At 75.1% G+C, this 20,094-nt stretch carries 10 protein-coding genes, 1 tRNA gene and 1 other RNA gene; 7 read left to right on the forward strand and 5 right to left on the reverse strand.

Annotated features, from left to right (window positions below):
* Window positions 1-62 precede the first annotated feature (62 nt).
* Entirely contained in the window at window positions 63-434 is a 372-nt protein-coding gene (locus JOE43_RS07675) for an RNA-binding S4 domain-containing protein (protein WP_209516621.1), read from the reverse strand.
* A 102-nt stretch (window positions 435-536) separates the two neighbouring features.
* Here JOE43_RS07675 and JOE43_RS07680 point away from each other — a divergent pair.
* Window positions 537-621, forward strand: a tRNA-Ser gene (locus tag JOE43_RS07680).
* Window positions 622-794: 173 nt separating this feature from the next.
* Here JOE43_RS07680 and JOE43_RS07685 read toward each other — a convergent pair.
* Window positions 795-1,310 (reverse strand): GNAT family N-acetyltransferase, encoded by a 516-nt coding sequence (locus JOE43_RS07685; RefSeq protein WP_209516624.1) that lies wholly within the window; start codon window positions 1,308-1,310, stop codon window positions 795-797.
* Between the two features lie 64 nt (window positions 1,311-1,374).
* On the opposite strand from JOE43_RS07685, the gene JOE43_RS07690 reads away from it, so the two are divergent.
* The gene (locus tag JOE43_RS07690) at window positions 1,375-1,593 is read left to right on the forward strand and encodes a hypothetical protein (RefSeq protein ID WP_056053120.1); all 219 of its coding nucleotides are present in this window, start codon (window positions 1,375-1,377) and stop codon (window positions 1,591-1,593) included.
* Between the two features lie 13 nt (window positions 1,594-1,606).
* On the opposite strand, the gene JOE43_RS07695 is transcribed toward JOE43_RS07690, so the two are convergent.
* Together JOE43_RS07695 and JOE43_RS07700 are read right to left on the reverse strand one after the other, a co-directional pair.
* Window positions 1,607-2,179: a Fic family protein gene (locus tag JOE43_RS07695; protein ID WP_209516627.1), complete on the reverse strand. Its 573-nt coding sequence runs from the start codon at window positions 2,177-2,179 to the stop codon at window positions 1,607-1,609.
* Window positions 2,180-2,184: 5 nt separating this feature from the next.
* Window positions 2,185-2,379 (reverse strand): hypothetical protein, encoded by a 195-nt coding sequence (locus JOE43_RS07700; protein ID WP_209516630.1) that lies wholly within the window; start codon window positions 2,377-2,379, stop codon window positions 2,185-2,187.
* Between the two features lie 159 nt (window positions 2,380-2,538).
* Here JOE43_RS07700 and JOE43_RS07705 point away from each other — a divergent pair, with 159 nt between their 5' ends.
* From JOE43_RS07705 to JOE43_RS07715, 3 genes are all read left to right on the forward strand, one after another.
* Complete coding sequence (locus JOE43_RS07705) at window positions 2,539-3,975, forward strand: amino acid permease (RefSeq protein WP_209516633.1); 1,437 nt, start codon at window positions 2,539-2,541, stop codon at window positions 3,973-3,975.
* A gap of 81 nt (window positions 3,976-4,056) precedes the next feature.
* On the forward strand, window positions 4,057-6,255 hold the full coding sequence (gene pta, locus JOE43_RS07710; RefSeq protein ID WP_209516636.1) for a phosphate acetyltransferase: 2,199 nt from the start codon (window positions 4,057-4,059) through the stop codon (window positions 6,253-6,255).
* Complete coding sequence (locus JOE43_RS07715) at window positions 6,252-7,445, forward strand: acetate/propionate family kinase (protein ID WP_209516639.1); 1,194 nt, start codon at window positions 6,252-6,254, stop codon at window positions 7,443-7,445. Before pta ends, JOE43_RS07715 begins: the two co-directional genes overlap by 4 nt.
* Before the next feature lie 105 nt (window positions 7,446-7,550).
* Here the strand turns inward: JOE43_RS07715 and JOE43_RS07720 are convergent, their stop codons facing one another.
* The gene (locus JOE43_RS07720; protein WP_209516643.1) at window positions 7,551-8,231 is read right to left on the reverse strand and encodes an SDR family oxidoreductase; all 681 of its coding nucleotides are present in this window, start codon (window positions 8,229-8,231) and stop codon (window positions 7,551-7,553) included.
* A gap of 54 nt (window positions 8,232-8,285) precedes the next feature.
* On the opposite strand from JOE43_RS07720, the gene ffs reads away from it, so the two are divergent.
* Together ffs and JOE43_RS07730 are read left to right on the forward strand one after the other, a co-directional pair.
* An RNA gene (gene ffs, locus JOE43_RS07725) (signal recognition particle sRNA small type) lies at window positions 8,286-8,382 on the forward strand.
* 625 nt (window positions 8,383-9,007) lie between these two features.
* Window positions 9,008-20,020: a hypothetical protein gene (locus JOE43_RS07730; RefSeq protein ID WP_209516646.1), complete on the forward strand. Its 11,013-nt coding sequence runs from the start codon at window positions 9,008-9,010 to the stop codon at window positions 20,018-20,020.
* Window positions 20,021-20,094: the final 74 nt, after the last annotated feature.

The raw sequence follows: 20,094 nt of genomic DNA on the forward strand, positions 1-20,094 counted from the left end.
GCAGCCCGCGAACGGGGGGAGTCGCGGGTCGAGCCCCCGCAGCGCCCGCCCCGGGCTCCGGCTCAGCGGTCGCGGAGGCGCTCCAGCTCTCGCCGCTCGCGCTTCGTCGGCCGCCCCGCCCCGCGCTCGCGCACCGGCACCGCGGCGACCTCCTCGCGCGGCGGGGGAGGCGGCGTGAGGTCGGTGACGGCCAGGGCCGCGACCGGCGCGCCGACCCGCTTCACGAGGCACTGGCGGACGACGAGGACCCGCTCGAGCCCCCCGAGGCGCACCCGCACCTCGTCGCCCGGCCGGACGGCCTGCGCGGCCTTGACGCGCTCGCCGTTGACCCGCACGTGCCCCGCCCGGCACGCGGTCGTCGCGGCCGACCGGGTCTTCACCACGCGCACGGCCCACAGCCAGGCGTCGACGCGGCAGGAGGCGGGGGAGTCCATCCGACGATGCTACGCGCGGACGACGCCCGGACCGTCCGCAGCACCCCTCCGCGTCCGCTACCATTGACGAGGTCGTGCGCCGGTCTCACCGTGCTCACCTCAGGAGGATTCGCCTAGTGGCCTATGGCGCACGCTTGGAAAGCGTGTTGGGTGCAAGCCCTCAGGGGTTCGAATCCCCTATCCTCCGCGACTGAATGGCCTTCCCGTACGGGAGGGCCATTCGTCGCTCTGTGCTTGTCTGGCGCCTCTCGGCGCTGGTGCGGGCGGCTTCGCCGCCGCACCGGAGGGGCGCTGGGCGGCTTCGCCGCCTCCGCGATCCGTCGGGAATGCGTGAGTTCGCCGCCTGCGCGATCGGGCGGGTCAGGGGGCGGGGTCGGCGGGGGCGTCGTCGAGGCGGAGGGTCATGTAGCGGAGGTCGAGCCAGCGGCCGAACTTCGTGCCGACCTCGCGCAGCAGGCCCGCGTCCTCGAAGCCGAGCGACCGGTGCAGCCGGGCCGAGCCCTCGTTGCCCGCCTCCACCAGGGCGACCATCACGTGGTGGCCGGCCTCCCTCGACGACGCGATCAGCGACTCCATCAGGGCCCGCCCGGTGCCGCGGCCCTGGTGGCCCTCGCGCACGTACACGCTGTTCTCGACCGTGTGGCGGTAGCCGGGCTTCGCGTGGAACGGCCCGACGCTGCCGTAGCCGACGACGAGGTCGCCCTCCACCGCCACGATCGCGCTGCGCCCCGGCTCGCGGTGCGCGGCCAGCCAGTCGCGTCGACCCTGCAGGTCGGGCGGCACCTCCGTGAAGATGGCGGTCGAGCGGGCCACGGCGTGGGCGTGGATCTCGAGCACGCCCGGCAGGTCGGCCTCGGTCGCGGTGCGGATCAGCATGCGACGAGCTTAGGAGGCGCGGTGCGGCCGGTCACGTCGCCCGCGTCACGCGTAGGTTCGGCTCATGAGCGACGACACCTACACCGCATCCTTCATCGGCGAAGACGGCGCCGAGGTCTCCTCCGAGCAGCTCGCCTACATCGACGGCCTCCCGCAGAAGAGCGTCATGCGGCCCGGCGCCGACGACGGCGAGGACCTCAACTGGGAGCTCGACACCGACACCACCAGTGACGACGGCTTCGTCTACCGCTCCATGGGCGTCGCGCAGCACGACTACTCCTGAGCCCCCGGGCTGGTCACTCCTCGGCGACGAGGATCCTGTCGAGCATGCGAGTGAGCGGTCCCAAGTGGCCCCTGTCGGCGTCACGCGACGCCGAGTCGTTCTCCTCCTTCTCGACGCGATCCCACCGGAGCGCGTAGCCGTACTCACGGCAGAAGAGCTCCCAGAACGCCCGCTGGGTCCGTCCGTTGCCCTCACGGAACGGATGAGCGTGGTTGAGCCGCCGGTACGCCGAGACCAGGAACGCCAGGAGCTGTGGCCTGGTGGCGTCCGCGGGGAACTCAGCGAGTTCGAGCGCGATCGATTCGAGCTCTTCGTCGATCAACTCCGGAGGCATGAACTGGGAGGCCTGGTCCTTGGCGATGCCGACGGTGCGTCGCGAGCCAGCCCAGGCGTAGACGTGCTGGAAGAGGAGCCGATGGATCTCCGACAGCAACGCCCACCCGTACTCGCCGGGGAGGCTCGCGTCGGACAGGGTGGCCATGGCCGCTCCCGCCACGCCGTCTTCGACCTCGCGGAGCTCTGCCCGGTCTTGGATGCCGTACTCGTTGACGAGGACCCACGTCTCGGGGTCCAGGTACGGGTCCACAGTGGTCAGGCCTTCCGGCCGTTCTCCCGCGCGGCCTTCATCACCGATGACCCGGAGACCTGACCGTCACGGTAGAGCGTGATCAGAGCTCTCTGCGCGTCCGACAGTCGACCGCCCTCGAGTCGCGTCGACGCCTCGGCGCGCACCAGCGCGTCACCGCGACGGAACGTCGCGGTGCGTGCCTTGCGTGCCGGGGCCATGAGGTGATCATACGGATCCCGCGGCGCGGGAGACAGGGCCAGGCCCCGGCAGCACGACTACTCCTGAGCCCCCCGGGCTCGATAGGGTCGGTCGCGGGGCGGCACCCCGTCCCACCGGACCGACCGCGCACGACGGCGTGCGCGCAGGAGGAGATCGTCATGGCCCCGAAGGACGCGTCACGGTCCGTGCTCCGCAAGAAGCCCGTTCTCGAGATCGAGGACGAGACGAGCGGCACGGGCCTCTTCAAGAGCCTCGGGCTCTGGCAGCTGACCGCCATCGGCGTCGGCGGGATCATCGGGGTCGGCATCTTCTCGCTCGCCGGCCTCGTGGCCCACGGCGACGACGCGAACCCCGGTGTCGGGCCGGCCGTGCTGTTCTCGTTCCTGATCGCCGGGCTCGCCAGCGCGGCCGCCGCGCTCTCCTACGCCGAGTTCGCCGGCATGGTGCCCCGCGCCGGCTCCGCCTACACCTACGGGTACGTCGCCCTCGGCGAGATCGTCGGCTGGTTCATCGGGTGGGACCTCCTGCTCGAGTACGTCGCCATCGTCGCGGTCGTGGCGATCGGCATCTCCGGGTACTTCGACGCGTTCCTCTCCGGTCTCGGCCTCGACCTCCCGGCGTCGATCGCCTCGACGCCCGACGCGGGGGAGGGCGGCGTCGTCAACCTGCCCGCCATCGTCGTCTGCCTGCTCGTCACGTTCATCCTCAGCCGGGGCTCGAAGGCCTTCGGCCGGTTCGAGATCGTCGCCGTCGGCATCAAGGTGCTGCTCGTGCTCTTCATCATCGGCCTCGGGCTCTTCCACCTGAACGCCGAGAACTTCTCTCCGTTCGTGCCCAACGGGTTCGGCCCGGTGTTCACCGGCGCCCCCACCGTGTTCTTCGCGGTGTTCGGCTACGACGCGATGAGCACCGCCGCGGAGGAGAGCGTCGACGGCAAGAAGCACATGCCGAAGGCGATCGTTCTCTCGCTGATCATCGCGATGATCCTCTACGTCGCCGCCACCCTGGTGCTCACGGGCATGCAGGACTGGCGCGAGATCGACCCGGCCGCCGGCTTCGCGTCGGCGTTCACGAGCGTCGGCCTGCCGGTCGTGGCCACGATCATCTCGGTCTTCGCCGTCATCTCCATCCTCACCGTCATGCTCACCTTCCTGCTCGGCGTCACGCGGGTCTGGTTCTCGATGAGCCGCGACGGCCTCCTGCCCGGCTGGTTCGCCCGCACCGACCGCAAGGGCGTCCCGCAGCGCGTGACGTGGATCGCGGGCATCGCGTCCGCCCTGCTCGCGGGCGTCTTCCCGATCCGGGCCGTCGCCGACCTCACGAACATCGGCATCCTCGCCGCGTTCGTCGTCGTCTGCGTCGCCGTCATCGTCTTCCGGTACCGCAAGCCGGAGGCGCCCCGCACCTTCCGCCTCCCGCTCATGCCCTTCGTGCCCGCGTTCGGCGTCCTCGCCAGCGGCTTCCTGATCGCCCAGCTGCACTGGGAGACCTGGCTGCGCTTCGGCGTCTGGCTCGTCGTCGGCCTCGTCGTCTACTTCGGCTACGGCCGCCGCCACTCGCTGATGAACCCGGACAGCCCGCGCCTGCCCCGCTGAGCGCTCCGGTGTCCGCCTCCGCTCCGTGCCGACCCCCGCCTCACCGGCGGCTCGGAGCCGGCCGGTCGTAGGCTGAGGGCCGTGTCGACCCGCATCTACATCACGTCCGCAGAAGGCCACACCGGCAAGTCGACGATCGCGCTCGGCGTGCTCGACACGCTCGGTCACGAGGTGGGCCGGGTGGGGGTGTTCCGCCCCGTCGCGCGCTCCACCGACGAACGCGACTACGTGCTCGAGCTGCTGCTCGCCCACGACAGCGTCGACCTCGCCTACGACGAGTGCGTCGGCGTCACCTACGACGACGTGCACCGTGACTCCGACGCCGCGCTCGCGACCATCGTCAGCCGCTTCGCCGCGGTCGAGCGCCAGTGCGACGCCGTCGTCGTGATCGGCTCCGACTACACCGACGTCGGCAGCCCCACCGAGCTCTCGTTCAACGCGCGGGTCGCGGCCAACCTCGGCGCCCCGGTGCTGCTCGTGCTCGGCGGCCGCACCGCCGACGGCACCGCGGCCCGCACCGGCATCGACATGCGCCAGGTCGCCGAGGTCACCACCGCAGAGCTCCGCAGCGAGCACGCCAGCCTCCTCGCCGTCGTCGCGAACCGGGTCGACCCCGACCGGCTCGACGAGGTCGTCGGAGGCATCGGCTCGGCCCTCGAGACCGCACCCGGCGGCCGGGTGCCCGTCTGGGCGCTGCCGGAGGACCGCCTCCTCGTGGCTCCGACCGTCCGCGCCGTCCTGGCGGCCACCGGCGCGACGCTCGTCCGCGGCGACGACGCCCTGCTCGACCGCGAGGCGGTCGGCGTGGTCGTGGCGGCCATGTCGATGGAGAACGTGCTGCCCCGCCTCACCGAGGGCGCCGTCGTCGTCGTGCCGGGCGACCGGTCCGACGTGCTCGTCGCCACGGTGCTCGCCCACGCCTCGGAGACCTTCCCCTCGCTCGCCGGGATCGTGCTCAACGGCGGCTTCGACCTCGCGCCCCAGGTCGACCTGTTGCTCGAGGGCCTCGGCAGCTCGCTCCCGGTCGCCCGCAACGAGCTGGGCACCTACGACACCGCGCTCGCGATCACGCAGACGCGCGGGCGCCTCGCCGCCGACTCACCGCGCAAGTACGACCTCGCTCTCGCCCTGTTCGAGCGCCACGTCGACGCCGCCGAGCTGCTCCGCCTGCTGCAGGTGAGCCCGTCGGGCGTCGTCACGCCGCTGATGTTCGAGTACCAGCTGCTCGAGCGCGCCCGCGGCGCCGCGAAGCACATCGTGCTGCCCGAGGGCGACGACGACCGCATCCTCCGCGCCGCGTCGTCGCTGCTGCAGCGGAACGTCGCGAAGCTCACGCTGCTCGGCGACGAGACCGCCGTCCGCGCCCGCGGGGCCGAGCTCGGCCTCGACCTCGCCGAGGCGCGGGTGCTCGACCCGTTCGACCCGAGCCTCCAGGTGCAGTTCGCGACGGAGTACGCGCGGCTGCGCGCCCACAAGGGCATCTCGGCCGCGATGGCGATGGACACCGTCACCGACGTCTCGTACTTCGGCACGATGATGGTCAAGCTCGGGCTCGCCGACGGCATGGTCTCCGGCGCGGCCCACACCACCGCCCACACCATCCGCCCGGCCTTCGAGGTCATCAAGACGCTGCCCGACGTCGGCGTCGTGTCGAGCGTCTTCCTCATGGCGCTCGCCGACCGGGTGCTCGTCTACGGCGACTGCGCCGTCATCCCCGACCCGACGGCCGAGCAGCTGGCCGACATCGCCATCTCGTCGGCGCAGACGGCCGAGCAGTTCGGCATCGAGCCCCGCGTGGCCATGCTCAGCTACAGCACCGGCGACAGCGGCTCGGGCGCCGACGTCGAGAAGGTGCGCGCCGCGACCGCCCTCGTGCGCGAGCGCCGCCCCGACCTCCTCGTCGAGGGCCCGATCCAGTACGACGCGGCCGCCGACCCGACGGTCGCCGCCGCGAAGATGCCCGACTCCGACGTCGCCGGCCGGGCGACGGTGTTCATCTTCCCCGACCTCAACACGGGCAACAACACCTACAAGGCCGTCCAGCGGAGCGCCGGAGCGGTCGCGATCGGCCCGATCCTCCAGGGGCTCCGCAAGCCGATCAACGACCTCTCGCGCGGAGCCCTCGTCAGCGACATCGTCAACACGGTCGCGATCACCGCCATCCAGGCCGGGACCCCCGCCGCGGAGGCGCGGGTCACCGCCGACCCCGCGGTCGCGGCCCTGCCCGCCCCCGTCACCACCGCCTCCACCCCCGCCCCCGCAGAAGGGAACACCCCGTGAGCGCAGTCCTCGTCGTCAACTCCGGATCGTCGTCGTTCAAGTACCAGCTGATCGAGCTCGACGGCGAGGCCACCCTCGCGAGCGGCCTGGTCGAGCGCATCGGCGAGGCCACCGGGTCGACGAAGCACCGCAACCACCTCACGGGGGAGGAGACCAGCAGCGACTCCGCCCCCGTCGCCGACCACGCCGCCGGCTTCGCCGCGATGCTCGACGCCTTCCGCGACCACGGCCCGTCGTTCGACGAGCACCCGCCCGTGGCGGTCGGCCACCGCGTCGTGCACGGCGGCGAGGAGTTCGACCGGGCCACGGTCGTCACCGACGACGTCGAGGCCGCGATCGACCGCCTCTCGGCCCTCGCGCCCCTCCACAACCCCGCCAACCTGCAGGGCATCCGCGCCGCGAAGGAGGCCTTCGCGGACGTGCCGCACGTCGCCGTCTTCGACACCGCCTTCCACCAGACGCTCGCGCCCGCCGCGTACACCTACGCGATCGACGCCGAGCTGGCGTCGAAGCACCACGTGCGCCGCTACGGCTTCCACGGCACGTCGCACAAGTACGTCTCCGAGGCGACGGCGGCCTTCCTCGGGCGGCCGCTCGCCGAGCTCAAGATCATCGTGCTGCACCTCGGCAACGGGGCGTCGGTCGCAGCGATCGACGGGGGCCGCTCGGTCGAGACGAGCATGGGCATGACCCCGCTCGAGGGCCTCGTGATGGGCACCCGCTCGGGCGACATCGACCCGGCCGCGGTCTTCCACCTGCACCGCGAGGCCGGACTCGGCTTCGACGAGCTCGAGACCCTGCTCAACAAGCAGAGCGGCCTGCTGGGCCTCACCGGCAGCGGCGACATGCGCGACGTGCAGGACAGCGCGTCGCGCGGAGACGCCGTCTCCGAGGCGGCGCTCGCCGTCTACCGACACCGGATCCGGCACTACGTCGGCGCCTACGTCGCCCAGCTGGGCGGGCTCGACGCCGTCGTGTTCACCGCCGGCGTGGGCGAGAACAACGCCCTGCTGCGACGACGCACGCTGGCCGGCCTCGACTTCTTCGGCATCCGCGTCGACGACGACCGCAACGAGCTGTCCTCCCGCGAGGCGCGGCTCATCTCGCCCGAGGGCGCCGCCGTCTCGGTGCTCGTCGTGCCGACGAACGAGGAGCTCGAGATCGCACGTCAGGCCGCGGCGCTCAGCTGACCGACCCGACGACGAGAGGGACCAGCCAGGCGCGGGTCGCGCCTTGCTGGTCCCTCTCGTCGTGCAGGGGGCCGGCCTCCCGTCGTGGGGGAGGCGTGGGCCGGGTCAGTACTTGATCGTGGCGAGCGCGTCGGAGACGGGCGTCTCGCCGGAGACGAGCTCGAACTGCGTCTTCACGGCCGTGCCCTCGAGGATCGCGGTGGCGATGACCTCGGCGACGTCGGCCCGGGGCACGGTGCCGCGCTCGACCGTGGTGCCCACCGTGACCTGGCCGGTGCCGGCGTCGTCGGTGAGGCCCCCGGGGCGCACGATGGTCCAGTCGAGGCCGTCACGGGCGCGGAGGTCGGCGTCGGCCTCGCTCTTCGCGCGCATGTACACCTGATAGACGGCGTCGTCGTCCTCCGCGGGCAGCTGGGCCTTCTCCGGGTCGAAGTCGTCGGTGCCGATGGCCGAGACCATCACGTACCGCGGGACGCCCGCGGCCTCCGCGGCGTCGGCGAGCAGGACGGCGCCGTCACGGTCGATGGTGAGCTTGCGCTCGGCACCGCTCCCGCCGCCGCCTCCCGCGGCGAAGACGACGGCGTCGGCCCCGTCGAGGTGCCCGGCGAGGGTCTGCACGTCGGTCTGCTCGAGGTCGAGCACGAGGGCACGGGCCCCCGCCGACTCGAGGTCGGCCGTGTGGTCGGGGTTGCGGACGATGCCGACGGGGTCGTGCCCGGCGTCGGCGAGGCGGCGTTCGAGGAGCTGGGCGATCTTGCCGTGTCCTCCGGCGATGACGATTCTCATGCCCCCATCGAACGCCCCGTGTCGCCGGAGCCGCTCAGGAGCCGCTAAACTTCTCGAGGCTCCCCACGTGGCGTCATCCAGGCCAACTCCCCCAGGGCGGAAACGCAGCAAGGGCAACCTGGCTCTGGCGGGTGCGTGGGGAGTCTTCCTTTTTTCTCGCGCCGCCGCCCCTGCGGCGCGACGTGCGCGGTGCGGGGGCGCGACGGGATGAGCGGGTCGCGATCCCGAGGGGGGCGCCGCCGCCCCTGCGGCGCGACGGGGCGCGGCGCAGGGGCGCGGCGCGACGGGGTGCGGGGGACATTGCGGGGTGTGCAAAGAGCGCGGAGGCCCGGACGTCGTGGGGCAGACCGCTCGGTCGGGGGACACCTGCCCCCCGGGATGGGGGCAACGGAGGGATGTTCAGCTTCGCGCCCTCTGCATAGGATGACGTCACGACGAGACCCACCACCTCGTCGGCACGGCTCACCACCGTGCCGGTCCGCCCCTCACCAGGGCGGTCCGCCGACCGTGCGGCACCGCAGCCGCCCGACCGTCAGGATCAGGACGATGAGCCCCTCACCACGGCACGTCAGCACCACCCGCAGGCGAACGACCCCGCGCACCCCGCGCTAGGCCGCTCGCCTCTTCGTCGTGCCCGCAGGGGCTCATCGGCGACGGCCCGAACACCCGAACACCCGAACACCCGAACCACAACTGAACACACGCACCCCTCCCGTCTCACCAGCGGGGGTTCCGGATCAGGCGGCGGGTCAGTCCCGCCAGGAAGAGGCACGCACATGCGACGTCATGTGGCGGAGCGCAGCACCCGCGAGCGCACCCTCAGCAAGGCCCTCGGGCTCAGGATCGCGGCGACCGCGGCCATCGCGGCCGTCGTCGGCGCCCTCGCGGTCGTCCCGGCGCAGGCCGCGACGACCGACGTCAGCGAGGCCGAGGCCTCCCTGCTGAGCGGCTCGGGCATCGTCGGCCTCGACAGCATCGTGCAGCTCCAGGGCGCGTACTCCGCCACGGGTGCGGCCGGCACCGGCGGGGTGGTGGACAAGGGCCTGTCGGTCCAGGCCCTCAACGCCCTCCAGGTGGGCCTCGGCCCCGTCGACCTCCTCGGGCAGAACGGCATCCTGAAGCTCGGCGTCGCCGGTCAGTACGCGAGCACGACGCCGACCGGCGCCTACGCGAGCGCCGGCGCCGTCGGCGCGAACGGGGCCATCGCCGTCGGCAGCGGCGCTCCCGGCACCGGGGCGACCCTGAACCTGACGCCCCTGCTCGGTCGGGTGCCGGCCGCGAGCGGCGTCGTCAGCGACGTCACCCTCGGCCTCGGCGCGCTGTCGTCGTCGATCACCGAGACGCGCACCGCCGCCGGCTCCGACGTCAGCACCGCCTACCAGGTCGCGGGCGCCCGCTACACGATGACGAGCCCCGCGGTCTCCGCGCTCACCGGGCAGCTGCAGACCAGCCTCCGAGGCGTCAGCACGGGCATCAACGGAGCCACGAGCACCACGGGTCTGGCCGGTGCGACCACCGGGGTGGTCGCCCCGTTGGCCTCGGCCCTCAGCACCCTCGGGCTCGGGGGCGTCGTCAGCCTCGACGGCACGGCCGTGACCGCCACCGCCACCGTCGACCTCGACTCCACCGTCGCCGCCGAGCTCGCGAAGCCGCTCACCTCCGGCCCCGTGACGATCACCCCGAGCACCGGCCAGGTCGTCATCGACGTGGGTGCGCTCAACAACCTCGGCCCGAACAGCGAGCTGTTGACGACCCAGCGGGTCACGGCCATCACGAACGGCATCGCCGACATCCTGGACGTCCAGCTGCCGACGAACCTGACGGCCGCCGTCGACCGGGCCGTCAAGGCCACCGCCGTCCGCGTCGGCCTGACCACCGACGTCCAGCTGAAGACCGGGATCCTGCCGCCCGTGCGCGTCGCGGGCCTGACCGCGACCGTCGACACGACCATCGGCCAGCTCCTCGCCGGCACGACCCCCGCCTCCGCGGTCTCGGTCACGGGCACCGGCGCCCTGGACACCGTCCTCGTCCGGCCCCTCCTGCGCGGGGTCGTCGTGCCCGTCGTGACCGGCACGCTGCTGCCCGCCGTCGGCGCGGTCTACTCGCCCCTCGTCACCGGCGCCGGCCTCACGGGCACGACCACGGCGATCACCACGGTGACCGGCGCGACGCTGCTCGCCCTCTCGCCCCTCACGGCCGTGCTCGGCCAGCTCGCCGGCGTCACGATCAACGCGCAGGACGCCCCCGGCTTCCGCGACCCCCGCGGCACCGACGCCGGCTCGCGCAGCGTCCACGCCGTCCGCCTCACCGTCCTGCCCGCGCTCGCGGGCGGGCTCCGCGTCGACCTCGCGACCTCGACGGCCCGTGCCGCCGCGTTCGTCGGCCTCACCGTGCAGACCCCCGCCCCCGGCCAGCAGTTCGTCGTCGCCGCGACGCCCGGGGCCACCCGGACCGTGACGCTCACCGGCACCGGCGAGCCCGGCGCGACCGTGCGGGTCAGCGTGCCCGCCCCCGTGGCGGGTGCCCCGGCCCTCACCGGCACCGCGACCGTGGCGGGCGACGGCACCTGGAGCGTGCCCGTCGCCGCCGTGCCCGCCGGCCAGTACCAGGCGACCGTGACGCAGACCGTCGGCGGCACCGTGACCGGCACGCAGACGCGCGCCTTCGTGGTCGTCGCGCAGCAGCCCCTCGTCGTCACCAGCCCGACGGCGGGCCGGGTCTACACGGTGCTCGACGGCGCGTCGACGACCCCCGTCGTCGTGGCGGGCACCGGCACCCCCGGCGCCGCGGTCGCGATCGACCTCGGTGGCGGGCGCACCGCGACCGCCACCGTCGGCCCCGACGGCAGCTGGACGACCACCGTCGACGGCGTCCCCGTCGGCTCGTACACCGCCTCCGTCACGCAGTCGCTCGGCGGCGACACCTCCGCCGTCGTCACGCGGGCCTTCAGCGTGCAGGCGGGCACCGCGCTCGCCCTGACCGCCCCGACGCCCGGCACCGTCCTGCGCGTGCCCGGTGCCGACTCCACCCGTGACGTCACCGTGAGCGGCACCGGCCAGCCCGGCGCGACCGTCACGGTCGCCCTCCCCGGCGACCGCACGCAGACCGCGACCGTCGCGGCCGGCGGCACCTGGTCGACGGTCTTCACCGCCCTGCCCGTCGGCGCCTACCCCGTCTCCGCCACGCAGACGGTGGGAGGCGCCACCAGCGCCCCGCTGACCACGGACGTCACGATCGAGGCCGCCGAGGGCGTCGCGATCACCACGCCCGACGACGGCGCCGTGATCACCCTCGCCGACGCCGGCTCCGTCACCCCGGTGACCGTGACCGGCACGGCCGAGCCCGGAGCCCCCGTCCGCGTCGACCTCGGCGACGGACACCTCGCGACCACGACGGCGGACGCCGAGGGCGACTGGACCGTGACGATCCAGAGCGTGCCGGTCGGTCCGCAGCGCACCGTGAGCGTGACCCAGACCGTCGCGGGCGTCGTCTCGAGCCCGGTCACCCGGGCGCTCACCGTCACGGCGGGCGCGCCCCTCGTGGTCGACGCCCCCACGGTCGGCCAGGAGTTCCGCGTGCCCGCTGCGGGCTCGGTCACCACCGTGCCCGTCTCCGGCACCGCCGCGGTCGGCGCCACGGTCTCGCTCTCGCTCGGCACCGGGCTGCCGACGCAGACCGTCGTCGCCGTCGACGGCACCTGGTCGACGACCTTCGAGGCCGTGCCCGTGGGCGGCCGCACCCTGACGGCGACCCAGTCGATCGGCGGCACGACGTCGCCGGCGCAGACGCGGCCGATCTCCGTGGTCGCGGGCGCCCCGCTCCTGATCGACTCGCCGACCCCCGGCGCGGTCGTCGCCGTGGCGGAGGCGGGCGACGTCGCGGACGTCGTCGTCACCGGCCGCGCCGACCCCGGCGCCGCGGTGCAGGTCGGCCTCGGCGCCCTCCTCGCCTCCACCGTCGCCGACCCGACCACGGGAGCGTGGACGGCGACGATCACCGGCGTGCCCGAGGGCACGTACACGCTCGGCGCCACGCAGGTCGTCGGCGGCGTCACCTCCCCGCGCGTGACCCAGCCGCTCACGGTGGAGGTCGGCGAGCCGATCGAGATCACCGGCCCGGCCGACCAGACCGTCTACTACGTGCCGGGCGCGACCGGCACGGCGACCGTCCCGGTCACCGGCACGGCCGATCCCGGCGCTGCCGTGCTCGTCGACCTCGGCGGCGGGCGCACGGCACGAGTCACCGCGACAGCGGTCGGCACCTGGAGCGTCGACGTGGCCGGCGTGCCGATCGGCAGCTACGAGGTCGCGGCCACGCAGACGGTGAACGGCAGCACCTCCTCGGCGACGACCCGCGTCGTCGTCGTGGAGCAGGGCGGCTTCGTCGTCATCACCGCCCCCGCCACCGGCAGCCGCCTCACGGTGGCCGACACGGCCGGCCGCACGTCGGTCGTGGTCCGCGGCACCGGCGTCGCCGGCGTCCCCGTCGCCGTCACGGTGTCGGGCGGGGTCGTCGGGCCCGTCACCCGCGACGGCGCGCTGTGGGAGGCGACCGTCACGGGCCTGGCCGTCGGCACGCACACGGTCGACGCCCGGCAGGTGCAGGGCGGTCAGACGCTCTCGGCGGCCCCCACCACGTTCCAGGTGGTCGCGGCCGAGCCCCTCGTCGTCGTCTCGCCCGCCGACGGTGACGACCCCGTGCGGATCGTCGGCCCGGGCACCGCGTCGGTGCCCGTCACGGGCACGGCGGCGCCCGGCGCCGTGGTCGCCCTCTCCGTCACCGACGCCGACGACGAGCCCGTCGGCGACGCCCCCGCCCCGGTCACCGCCGACGGCGCCGGCGCGTGGAGCGCCGTGCTGACCGGGCTGCCGGTCGGGCCGCTCACCGTCAGCGCGACCCAGACCGTCGGCGGCTCGACGTCGACCACCCCGGAGACCGTCGTCGTGCGCATCGAGCGCGCGGACGACCTCGTGATCGACACGCCCCTCGGCGACCCCGACTACGTCGTGCTCGACGCCGCGGGGGTGTCCGACGTCCTCGTGCAGGGCCGTGCGGCCGCCGGGGCGACGGTCGAGGTCAGCCTCGACGGCGCCCTCGTGGGTCGGACCGTCGCGGACGGCGCCGGCGCGTGGAGCCAGCTCCTGCAGGCCGTGCCGGTCGGCGACCACGAGGTCACCGCCACCCAGCTGCTCGGCGGCACGAGCCAGGACGCCGGCCCGGCGACCTTCTCGGTCACAGCGTCGCCCCTCGCCGTGACGACGCCCGACGCCGTGACCCTGGCCGACGAGCTCGCCACGACCGCCGTCACCGTCCGCGGCACCGCCGCCGCCGGGGCCTCGGTGGCGGTCACGCTCGACGGCGTCACCGTGACGGTGACCGCCGCCGGGGGAGCCTGGTCGGCCGACTTCGACGACGTGCCCGTGGGCACGCACCAGATCACGGCCGTCCAGTCCCTCGGCGGCCGCACCTCCCTGCCGCAGACGGCGCAGCTGACCGTGCAGGCCGGCGCGCCCGTCACCGTCGACGCGCCCGTCGCCGGCTCCGTGGTCGAGGCGTTCGGCTCGCAGCTGCCGGCCACCGTCACGGTCACCGGCCGGGCCGAGCCCGGCGCGACGGTCGACGTCGCCCTCGGCGGCGTCGTCCGCCAGGTGGTCGCCGACGACGGCACCTGGTCGACGACCTTCCCCGTCGGGGCGGGCAGCGCCACCGTCACCGCCGTGCAGACGGTCGGCGGCACCACGTCGACCGTCCCCGCGACGACGACGTTCCAGGTCGTGGCCCTGCCCGACCTCGACGTCGTCGAGCCCGGCGGCGACCCGATCGTGGTCGTCGACGACGAGGCGACGGTGAGCGTGCCCGTCTCGGGCACCGCGGCGCCCGGCGCGACCGTCACCGTCGTGCTCGACGGGACGGCCACCGCGACCGTCCAGGCCGACCCCGCGTCGGGCGACTGGTCGACCGTCCTCGAGGGCGTCCGCACCGGAGTCCACGAGGTCGTCGTGACCCAGTCGCTCCGCGACCTGGTCTCGGCCCCCGAGACCGTCGAGTTCACCGTCGAGGCCGGAGCTCCGCTCGTCGTCCTCGACCCGCAGCGCGACGCGACGGTCACCGTCCCCGACGCCGCCGCCCGCGCGGTCGTCACCGTGACCGGCACCGCCCAGCCCGGAGCCCGCGTCCGGGTCGACCTCGGCGACGACCGGGTCGTCTCGACCGACGCCGACGACGCGACCGGCGCCTGGTCGGTCGACGTGGCCGGCGTCCCGGTCGGGGTGCACGTGGTCAGCGTCACCCAGACGGTCGGCGGCACGACCTCCGCCGCCGACGAGCGCACCCTCACGGTCGCGGCCGCCCCGCCCGTCACCATCGCCACCCCGCAGGCCGGCGTCCCCGTCGTCCTGGCCGAGGCCGGCTCGGTGACCGACGTCACGCTCAGCGGCACCTCGGCGCCGGGCGTCGACGTCGTCGTGCAGCTGGGCGACCTGCCCGCCCGCACGGTCACCGCCACCGGCACCGAGGGCGGCCCCGGCACCGGCACCTGGACGCTCCTCGTCGAGGACGTCACCGTGGGCGACCGCGAGATCAGCGTCGTCCAGGTCGTCGGCGGAGCCACGTCGACCCCGGTCACGCAGCTGCTGCAGATCGTGGCCGGGGCCCCCGTCGTCGTCGCTGAGCCCACGGGCGCGGACGACGTCGTCGTGATCGACGCCGACGCCACCGCCTCGGTGGTCGTCTCGGGCACGGCCCAGCCGCAGGCCGTGGTCACGGTGACCCTGGCCGGCACCACGGTGCCGACCCGGGCCGACGGCGAGGGCCGCTGGTCGGTCACCGTGCCGGGCGTGCCCGTCGGCGACCAGGTCGTCAGCGTCGTCCAGACGGTCGGCGGCACGACCTCGACGCCCGTGACCGTCGACCTCACCGTCCGCGCCGCGGGCGACCTGGTCGTCGAGCGGCCGGCCGACGAGCTCGTCGCCACCCTCGTCGACCCCGCCGGCGTCGTCGACGTGCCCGTCTCGGGCACGGCCGAGCGCCTCGCCACGGTGCGGGTCAGCCTCGGCGGCGACCGCGTCGTCGAGGTGCAGGCCGACGACCAGGGCGCGTGGAGCACGGTCGTGCCCGGCGTCCCCGCCGGCCGCTACGAGCTCGTCGTCACGCAGACGGTGGGAGGCGCGACCTCGGCCCCCGAGACCCGCCCCGTCCTCGTCGCGGTCGCCGACGCCCTCGTCCTCGACGAGCCGGTCGACGGCACGGTCGTGCCGCTGATCGCGGCCGGCGACACCACCGACGTCACCGTCTCGGGCTCCGCGGACCCGGGGGCGACGGTCACCGTCGACCTCGGCGCGGCGGGCACCCGGACGGTCGTCGCCGACGACGTCGACGGCTCCTGGACGACGACGTTCCCGGGCGTCGGCGTCGGCGAGTACGCCGCCACCGTCACCCAGACGGTCGACGGCCGCGTCTCCGCCGCCGTCACCGCCGACGTCTCCGTCGTCGTGGCCGCCCCCGTGGTGGTCACGGTGCCCGACGTCGACGCCTCGTACACCGTCCCGACGGCCGGCGGCACCGCCGACGTCGTCGTGGTCGGCACCGCCCAGCCCGGCGCCTCGGTCGAGGTCGTCGTGGTCGACGACGACGGCACGAGCCACACCGGCACCGGCACGGTCGGCGTCGACGGCGGCTTCACCGTCACCGTCCCCGGGGTCCCCGTCGGGGAGCACACCGCGAGCGTCGTCCAGACGGTGCCCGCGGGCAGCTCCGACCCCGTGACCCGCGACTTCTCCGTCGTCGTCGCCGACGGCGTCGTCCTGACCGCGCCCGAGGCCGGCACGCCGTTCGTCGTCATCGACGCCGCGGCCACGACCGACGTCGTCGTCAGCGGCACCGCCGAGGGCGACGCCGAGGTCACGGTGACCGTCGGCGGCCTCCCGCCGGTCGTCGTCACCGCCGACGCCGAGGGGGCGTGGACGGCCACCGTGCCCGACGTGCCCGTGGGCACGACCACCATCTCGGTCGTGCAGCGGTTCGGCGGGGTCGTCACGACCCCCGTCACCCAGCCGCTCGTCGTCGCCGCGGCCGCCCCGGTCGTCGTGGCCGCGCCGGCCCCCGCCGAGCAGGTGGCGGTCCTGACCGCCGCCGACCTGGCCGACGTGACGGTGAGCGGCACCGCTCAGCCGGGCACCGTCGTCCGGGTCGACCTCGGGGACGGCCGCGTGCTGACCGCCGACCTCGGCCAGTCGACCACCTGGTCGGTCCGCTTCGCCGACCTCCGGGTGGGGGCCTACCGGGCCTCGGTCACGCAGTCGCTCGACGGCGCCGTCTCGGCGCCCGTCACCCGCGACTTCTCCGTGGTGCCCGCCGCCGCCCTCCTCGTCGAGTCGCCGGCCGACGGAGAGGTCGTCACCGTGCCCACGGCCGACGGAACCGCCGACGTGACCGTCTCGGGCCGTGCGCAGGCCGGCGCGACCGTCCGCGTCGACCTCGGCGACGGGTTCGTCCGCACCGTGCGGGCGTCCGGCGACGGCACCTGGTCGGCCGTCATCGCCGGCGTCCCCGCCGGGGACCGCACCGTCTCGGTGACCCAGACGGTCGGCGACCGGACCTCGGCGCCCGACCGGCGACTCCTCAGGGTCGTCGCCCTCGCCCCGGTCGTGGTCTCGGCCCCGGCCGCCGGCGCGGTGGTCACCACCGCCGACCCGTCGGGCACCGCCGACGTCGTCGTGAGCGGGACGGCGGCGCCCGGCGCGACCGTCACCGTCGACCTCGGCGACGGCCTGGTCGAGGTCGCCACCGCCGACCCGACGACGGGCGCCTGGATCGTCACCGTCGCCGACGTCCCGGCCGGCGACCGCACCGTGACCGTGAGCCAGGTCCGTGACGGGGTCACCAACGCCCCCGTCGCGCAGCCCCTCACGGTCGCGCTCGCCGAGCCCGTCTCGGTCGACCAGCCCGCCGACGGCGACACCGTCGTCGTGCTCGCCCCCGGCGACAGCGCACCGGTGACGGTCCGCGGCGAGGCCCAGCCCGGGGCGACGGTCACCGTCGACCTCGGGGACGGCCGCACCGTCGACCTCCCGGTCGGCGCCGACGGCAGCTGGACCACCGGGCCCGTCGACCTCCCCGTCGGCGGCACGACGGTCACGGTCACGCAGACGATCGACGGCTCGACCTCCGCTCCCGTGGTCGTCGACCTGACGGTCGCCGTCGCGGCCCCGGTCGTCATCACGACGCCGCCCGCGGGCACGGTCGTGACGGTGCCCACGGCGGGCGCGACGACCACGGTCGTCGTCGCCGGCTCCGCCCAGCCGAGCGCGTCGGTCACGGTCGACCTCGGCGACGGCCTCGTCGGCACGGGGACGGTCGGCGTCGACGGCTCGTTCTCGGTGAACGTCGCCGGCGTGCCCGTCGGTGACCGCGTGGTCAGCGTCACGCAGACCGTGCCGGCCGGCACGACGCTGCCCGTCGAGCAGCCGCTCACGGTCGTCGTCGCCGCCGCCGTCGTGGTCGAGACGCCGCGGGCCGACCGGCCCGTCGTGGTCGTCGACGACGCCGCGACCACCGACGTGCTGGTCTTCGGCACCGCCGAGCCTGGCGCGAGCGTCGTGGTCGGTCTCGACGGCGACCGGAGCCAGACGGTCTCGGCCGACTCGACGACCGGTCGGTGGGCGACCACCTTCCTCGCGGTCGGCGTCGGCACGCACGTCTTCTCGGTCTCCGAGCGGCTCGACGGCGTGCTCACCGCACCCGTGACCCGCACGCTGGTCGTGCAGGCAGCGACGCCCGTGTCGGTCACGGCCCCCCTCGACGGCAGCAGCACGACCGTCGCGACGGCCGCCTCCACCGCCGACCTGACCGCCGGAGGCGCGGCGCAGCCGGGTGCACCGGTGCGCGTCTCGCTCGACGGCGGCGACCCCGTCACCGTGACGACCGGGGCGGACGGCCGGTGGTCCCTGCCCCTCCCGGCCCTCGCGGTCGGGACCCACGAGCTGTCGGTCGTCCAGACCGTCGGCGGGGTCGACTCGCAGCCGGTGACCTCGCAGTTCGAGGTCGTGGTCGCGGCGGCCGTGGTCATCACGTCGCCGACCACCGACGAGCGCTTCGTCGTCGACGGGGCCGGCACGGCCGCCGTGGTCGTGCGCGGCCAGGCCGAGCCGGGCGCGCCCGTGTCGGTCTCGCTCGACGGCGACGACCCGGTGACGGTCACCGCCGACGCCCGCGGCGCGTGGCAGGTGAGCGTCGAGGTCCGCCCCGGCGTGCACCTCGCCTCGGCCAGCCAGGTCGTCGCGGGCGGGGCCACGGCCCCGGTCGAGGTCCGGTTCGTGGTCGACCCGGCGCCGACCGTGCCGGTCGCGCCCCTGGTCGTCACCTCGCCGGCCGCCGGCCAGCTCGTGGTCGACGCCGACGGCGACGGCACCGTCGACCTCACGGTCACGGGCACCGGCCAGCCGGGCGCGGTCGTGACCGTCGACCTCGGCGCCGGCGTCGGGGCCACCGGCCAGGTGAGCCCGGAGGGCGACTTCACCGTCGTCGTCCCGGGAGTCACGGTCGGGTCGCAGGTGATCACCGTCGAGCAGTCCGAGGGCGGCGTCGTCGTCGGCAGCGTCACCGTGCCCGTCACGGTGGCGCCCGCCGCCACGGTCGCGCCGCTCCGGATCAGCTCGCCCGCCCAGGGCGACGTCGTGCCGGGAGGCACCGACGGCGTCGCGGACGTGCTCGTCCGGGGCACCGGGCAGCCCGGCGCCTCCCTCTCGCTGGTGCTCGACGGCGGCGACCCCGTCGCCCTCGAGGTCACGGCGGGCGGCACGTGGGAGCTGCCCCTCGCCGCGCTGGCCTCCGGCCAGCACGCCGTCGCGGTGACCCAGACCGTGGGAGGCGCGACCTCCGCCCCCGAGACCGTCTCGTTCTCGGTGGCCCCGGCCGCCGCGGTCGGCACCCTGACCATCACGGCCCCGGCCCCCGACGAGCTGATCCGCGACGCGGACGGCGACGGGCTCGAGGACGTCGTGGTCTCGGGCACGGGCCAGCCGGGCGCCGTGGTCGTCGTCCAGGTCGCCGGCCGTGACCAGAGCGTCGTGGTCGACGAGGCCGGCCGGTGGACGCTGCCCTTCCGGGCGGTGCCCGTCGGGGCGACCCAGGTGATCGCCACCCAGGTCGTCGACGGGGTCACGAGCGTCGTCTCGCAGGGCCTCGTGATCGCCGCGGTCGCGCCGGTCGTCATCGACGACCCGGCGGCGGGGGCGCAGCTCCCGGCCGGCGCCGCGGGCACGGCCCCGGTGACGGTGTCGGGCTCGGCCGAGCCGGGCGCGCTCGTCACGGTCGTCCTCGACGACGACCGGACGGCGACCGTGACGGCCGACCCGGACACCGGCGCCTGGACCGTCGCGTTCGCGGACGTGCCGGTCGGCGACCACGTGGTCTCCGCGGCGCAGACCGTCGACGGCGCCACGGGCGACCCCGTGACGACCGGCTTCAGCGTCGTCGCGGCCGACGAGCCGGGCCAGGCGGGCGAGCCGGGCACGCCTGGTCAGCCGGGCACGCCGGGCCAGCCCGGGTTCCCGGGCCTGCCCGGGCAGCCGGGCACGCCGGGCCAGCCCGGGGCCCCCGGCCAGCCGGGCACGCCGGGCCAGCCCGGCGGCGCCTCGCCCGCGCCGATCGTGGCGGGGTCGTCCGGCCTCGCCTTCACCGGACAGGACGCCCTCGGGTGGGCGTCCGCGGGTGCCGGCCTCCTCCTGCTCGGCCTGGGGCTGCTCACCGCAGCCCGGGTGCGCCGGGCCGTCCGGTCGAGGAGGGCGTAGCACCCCGCGTGCCCCGTCCCGTTCGGGTCGGGACGGGGCACGCCCCGACGGCCCCCGTGCAGCCTGCACGGGGG

The sequence above is a fragment of the Frigoribacterium sp. PvP121 genome (assembly GCF_017833115.1).
GTDB lineage: Bacteria > Actinomycetota > Actinomycetes > Actinomycetales > Microbacteriaceae > Frigoribacterium > Frigoribacterium endophyticum.

What these genes read in the sequence shown, in the direction of transcription:
- JOE43_RS07675 (WP_209516621.1), bottom strand. Translation starts at nt 434, where the DNA reads ATGGACTCCCCCGCCTCCTGCCGCGTCGACGCCTGGCTGTGGGCCGTG.
- JOE43_RS07730 (WP_209516646.1), top strand. Translation starts at nt 9,008, where the DNA reads ATGCGACGTCATGTGGCGGAGCGCAGCACCCGCGAGCGCACCCTCAGC.
- JOE43_RS07685 (WP_209516624.1), bottom strand. Translation starts at nt 1,310, where the DNA reads ATGCTGATCCGCACCGCGACCGAGGCCGACCTGCCGGGCGTGCTCGAG.
- JOE43_RS07700 (WP_209516630.1), bottom strand. Translation starts at nt 2,379, where the DNA reads ATGGCCCCGGCACGCAAGGCACGCACCGCGACGTTCCGTCGCGGTGAC.
- JOE43_RS07705 (WP_209516633.1), top strand. Translation starts at nt 2,539, where the DNA reads ATGGCCCCGAAGGACGCGTCACGGTCCGTGCTCCGCAAGAAGCCCGTT.
- JOE43_RS07690 (WP_056053120.1), top strand. Translation starts at nt 1,375, where the DNA reads ATGAGCGACGACACCTACACCGCATCCTTCATCGGCGAAGACGGCGCC.
- JOE43_RS07720 (WP_209516643.1), bottom strand. Translation starts at nt 8,231, where the DNA reads ATGAGAATCGTCATCGCCGGAGGACACGGCAAGATCGCCCAGCTCCTC.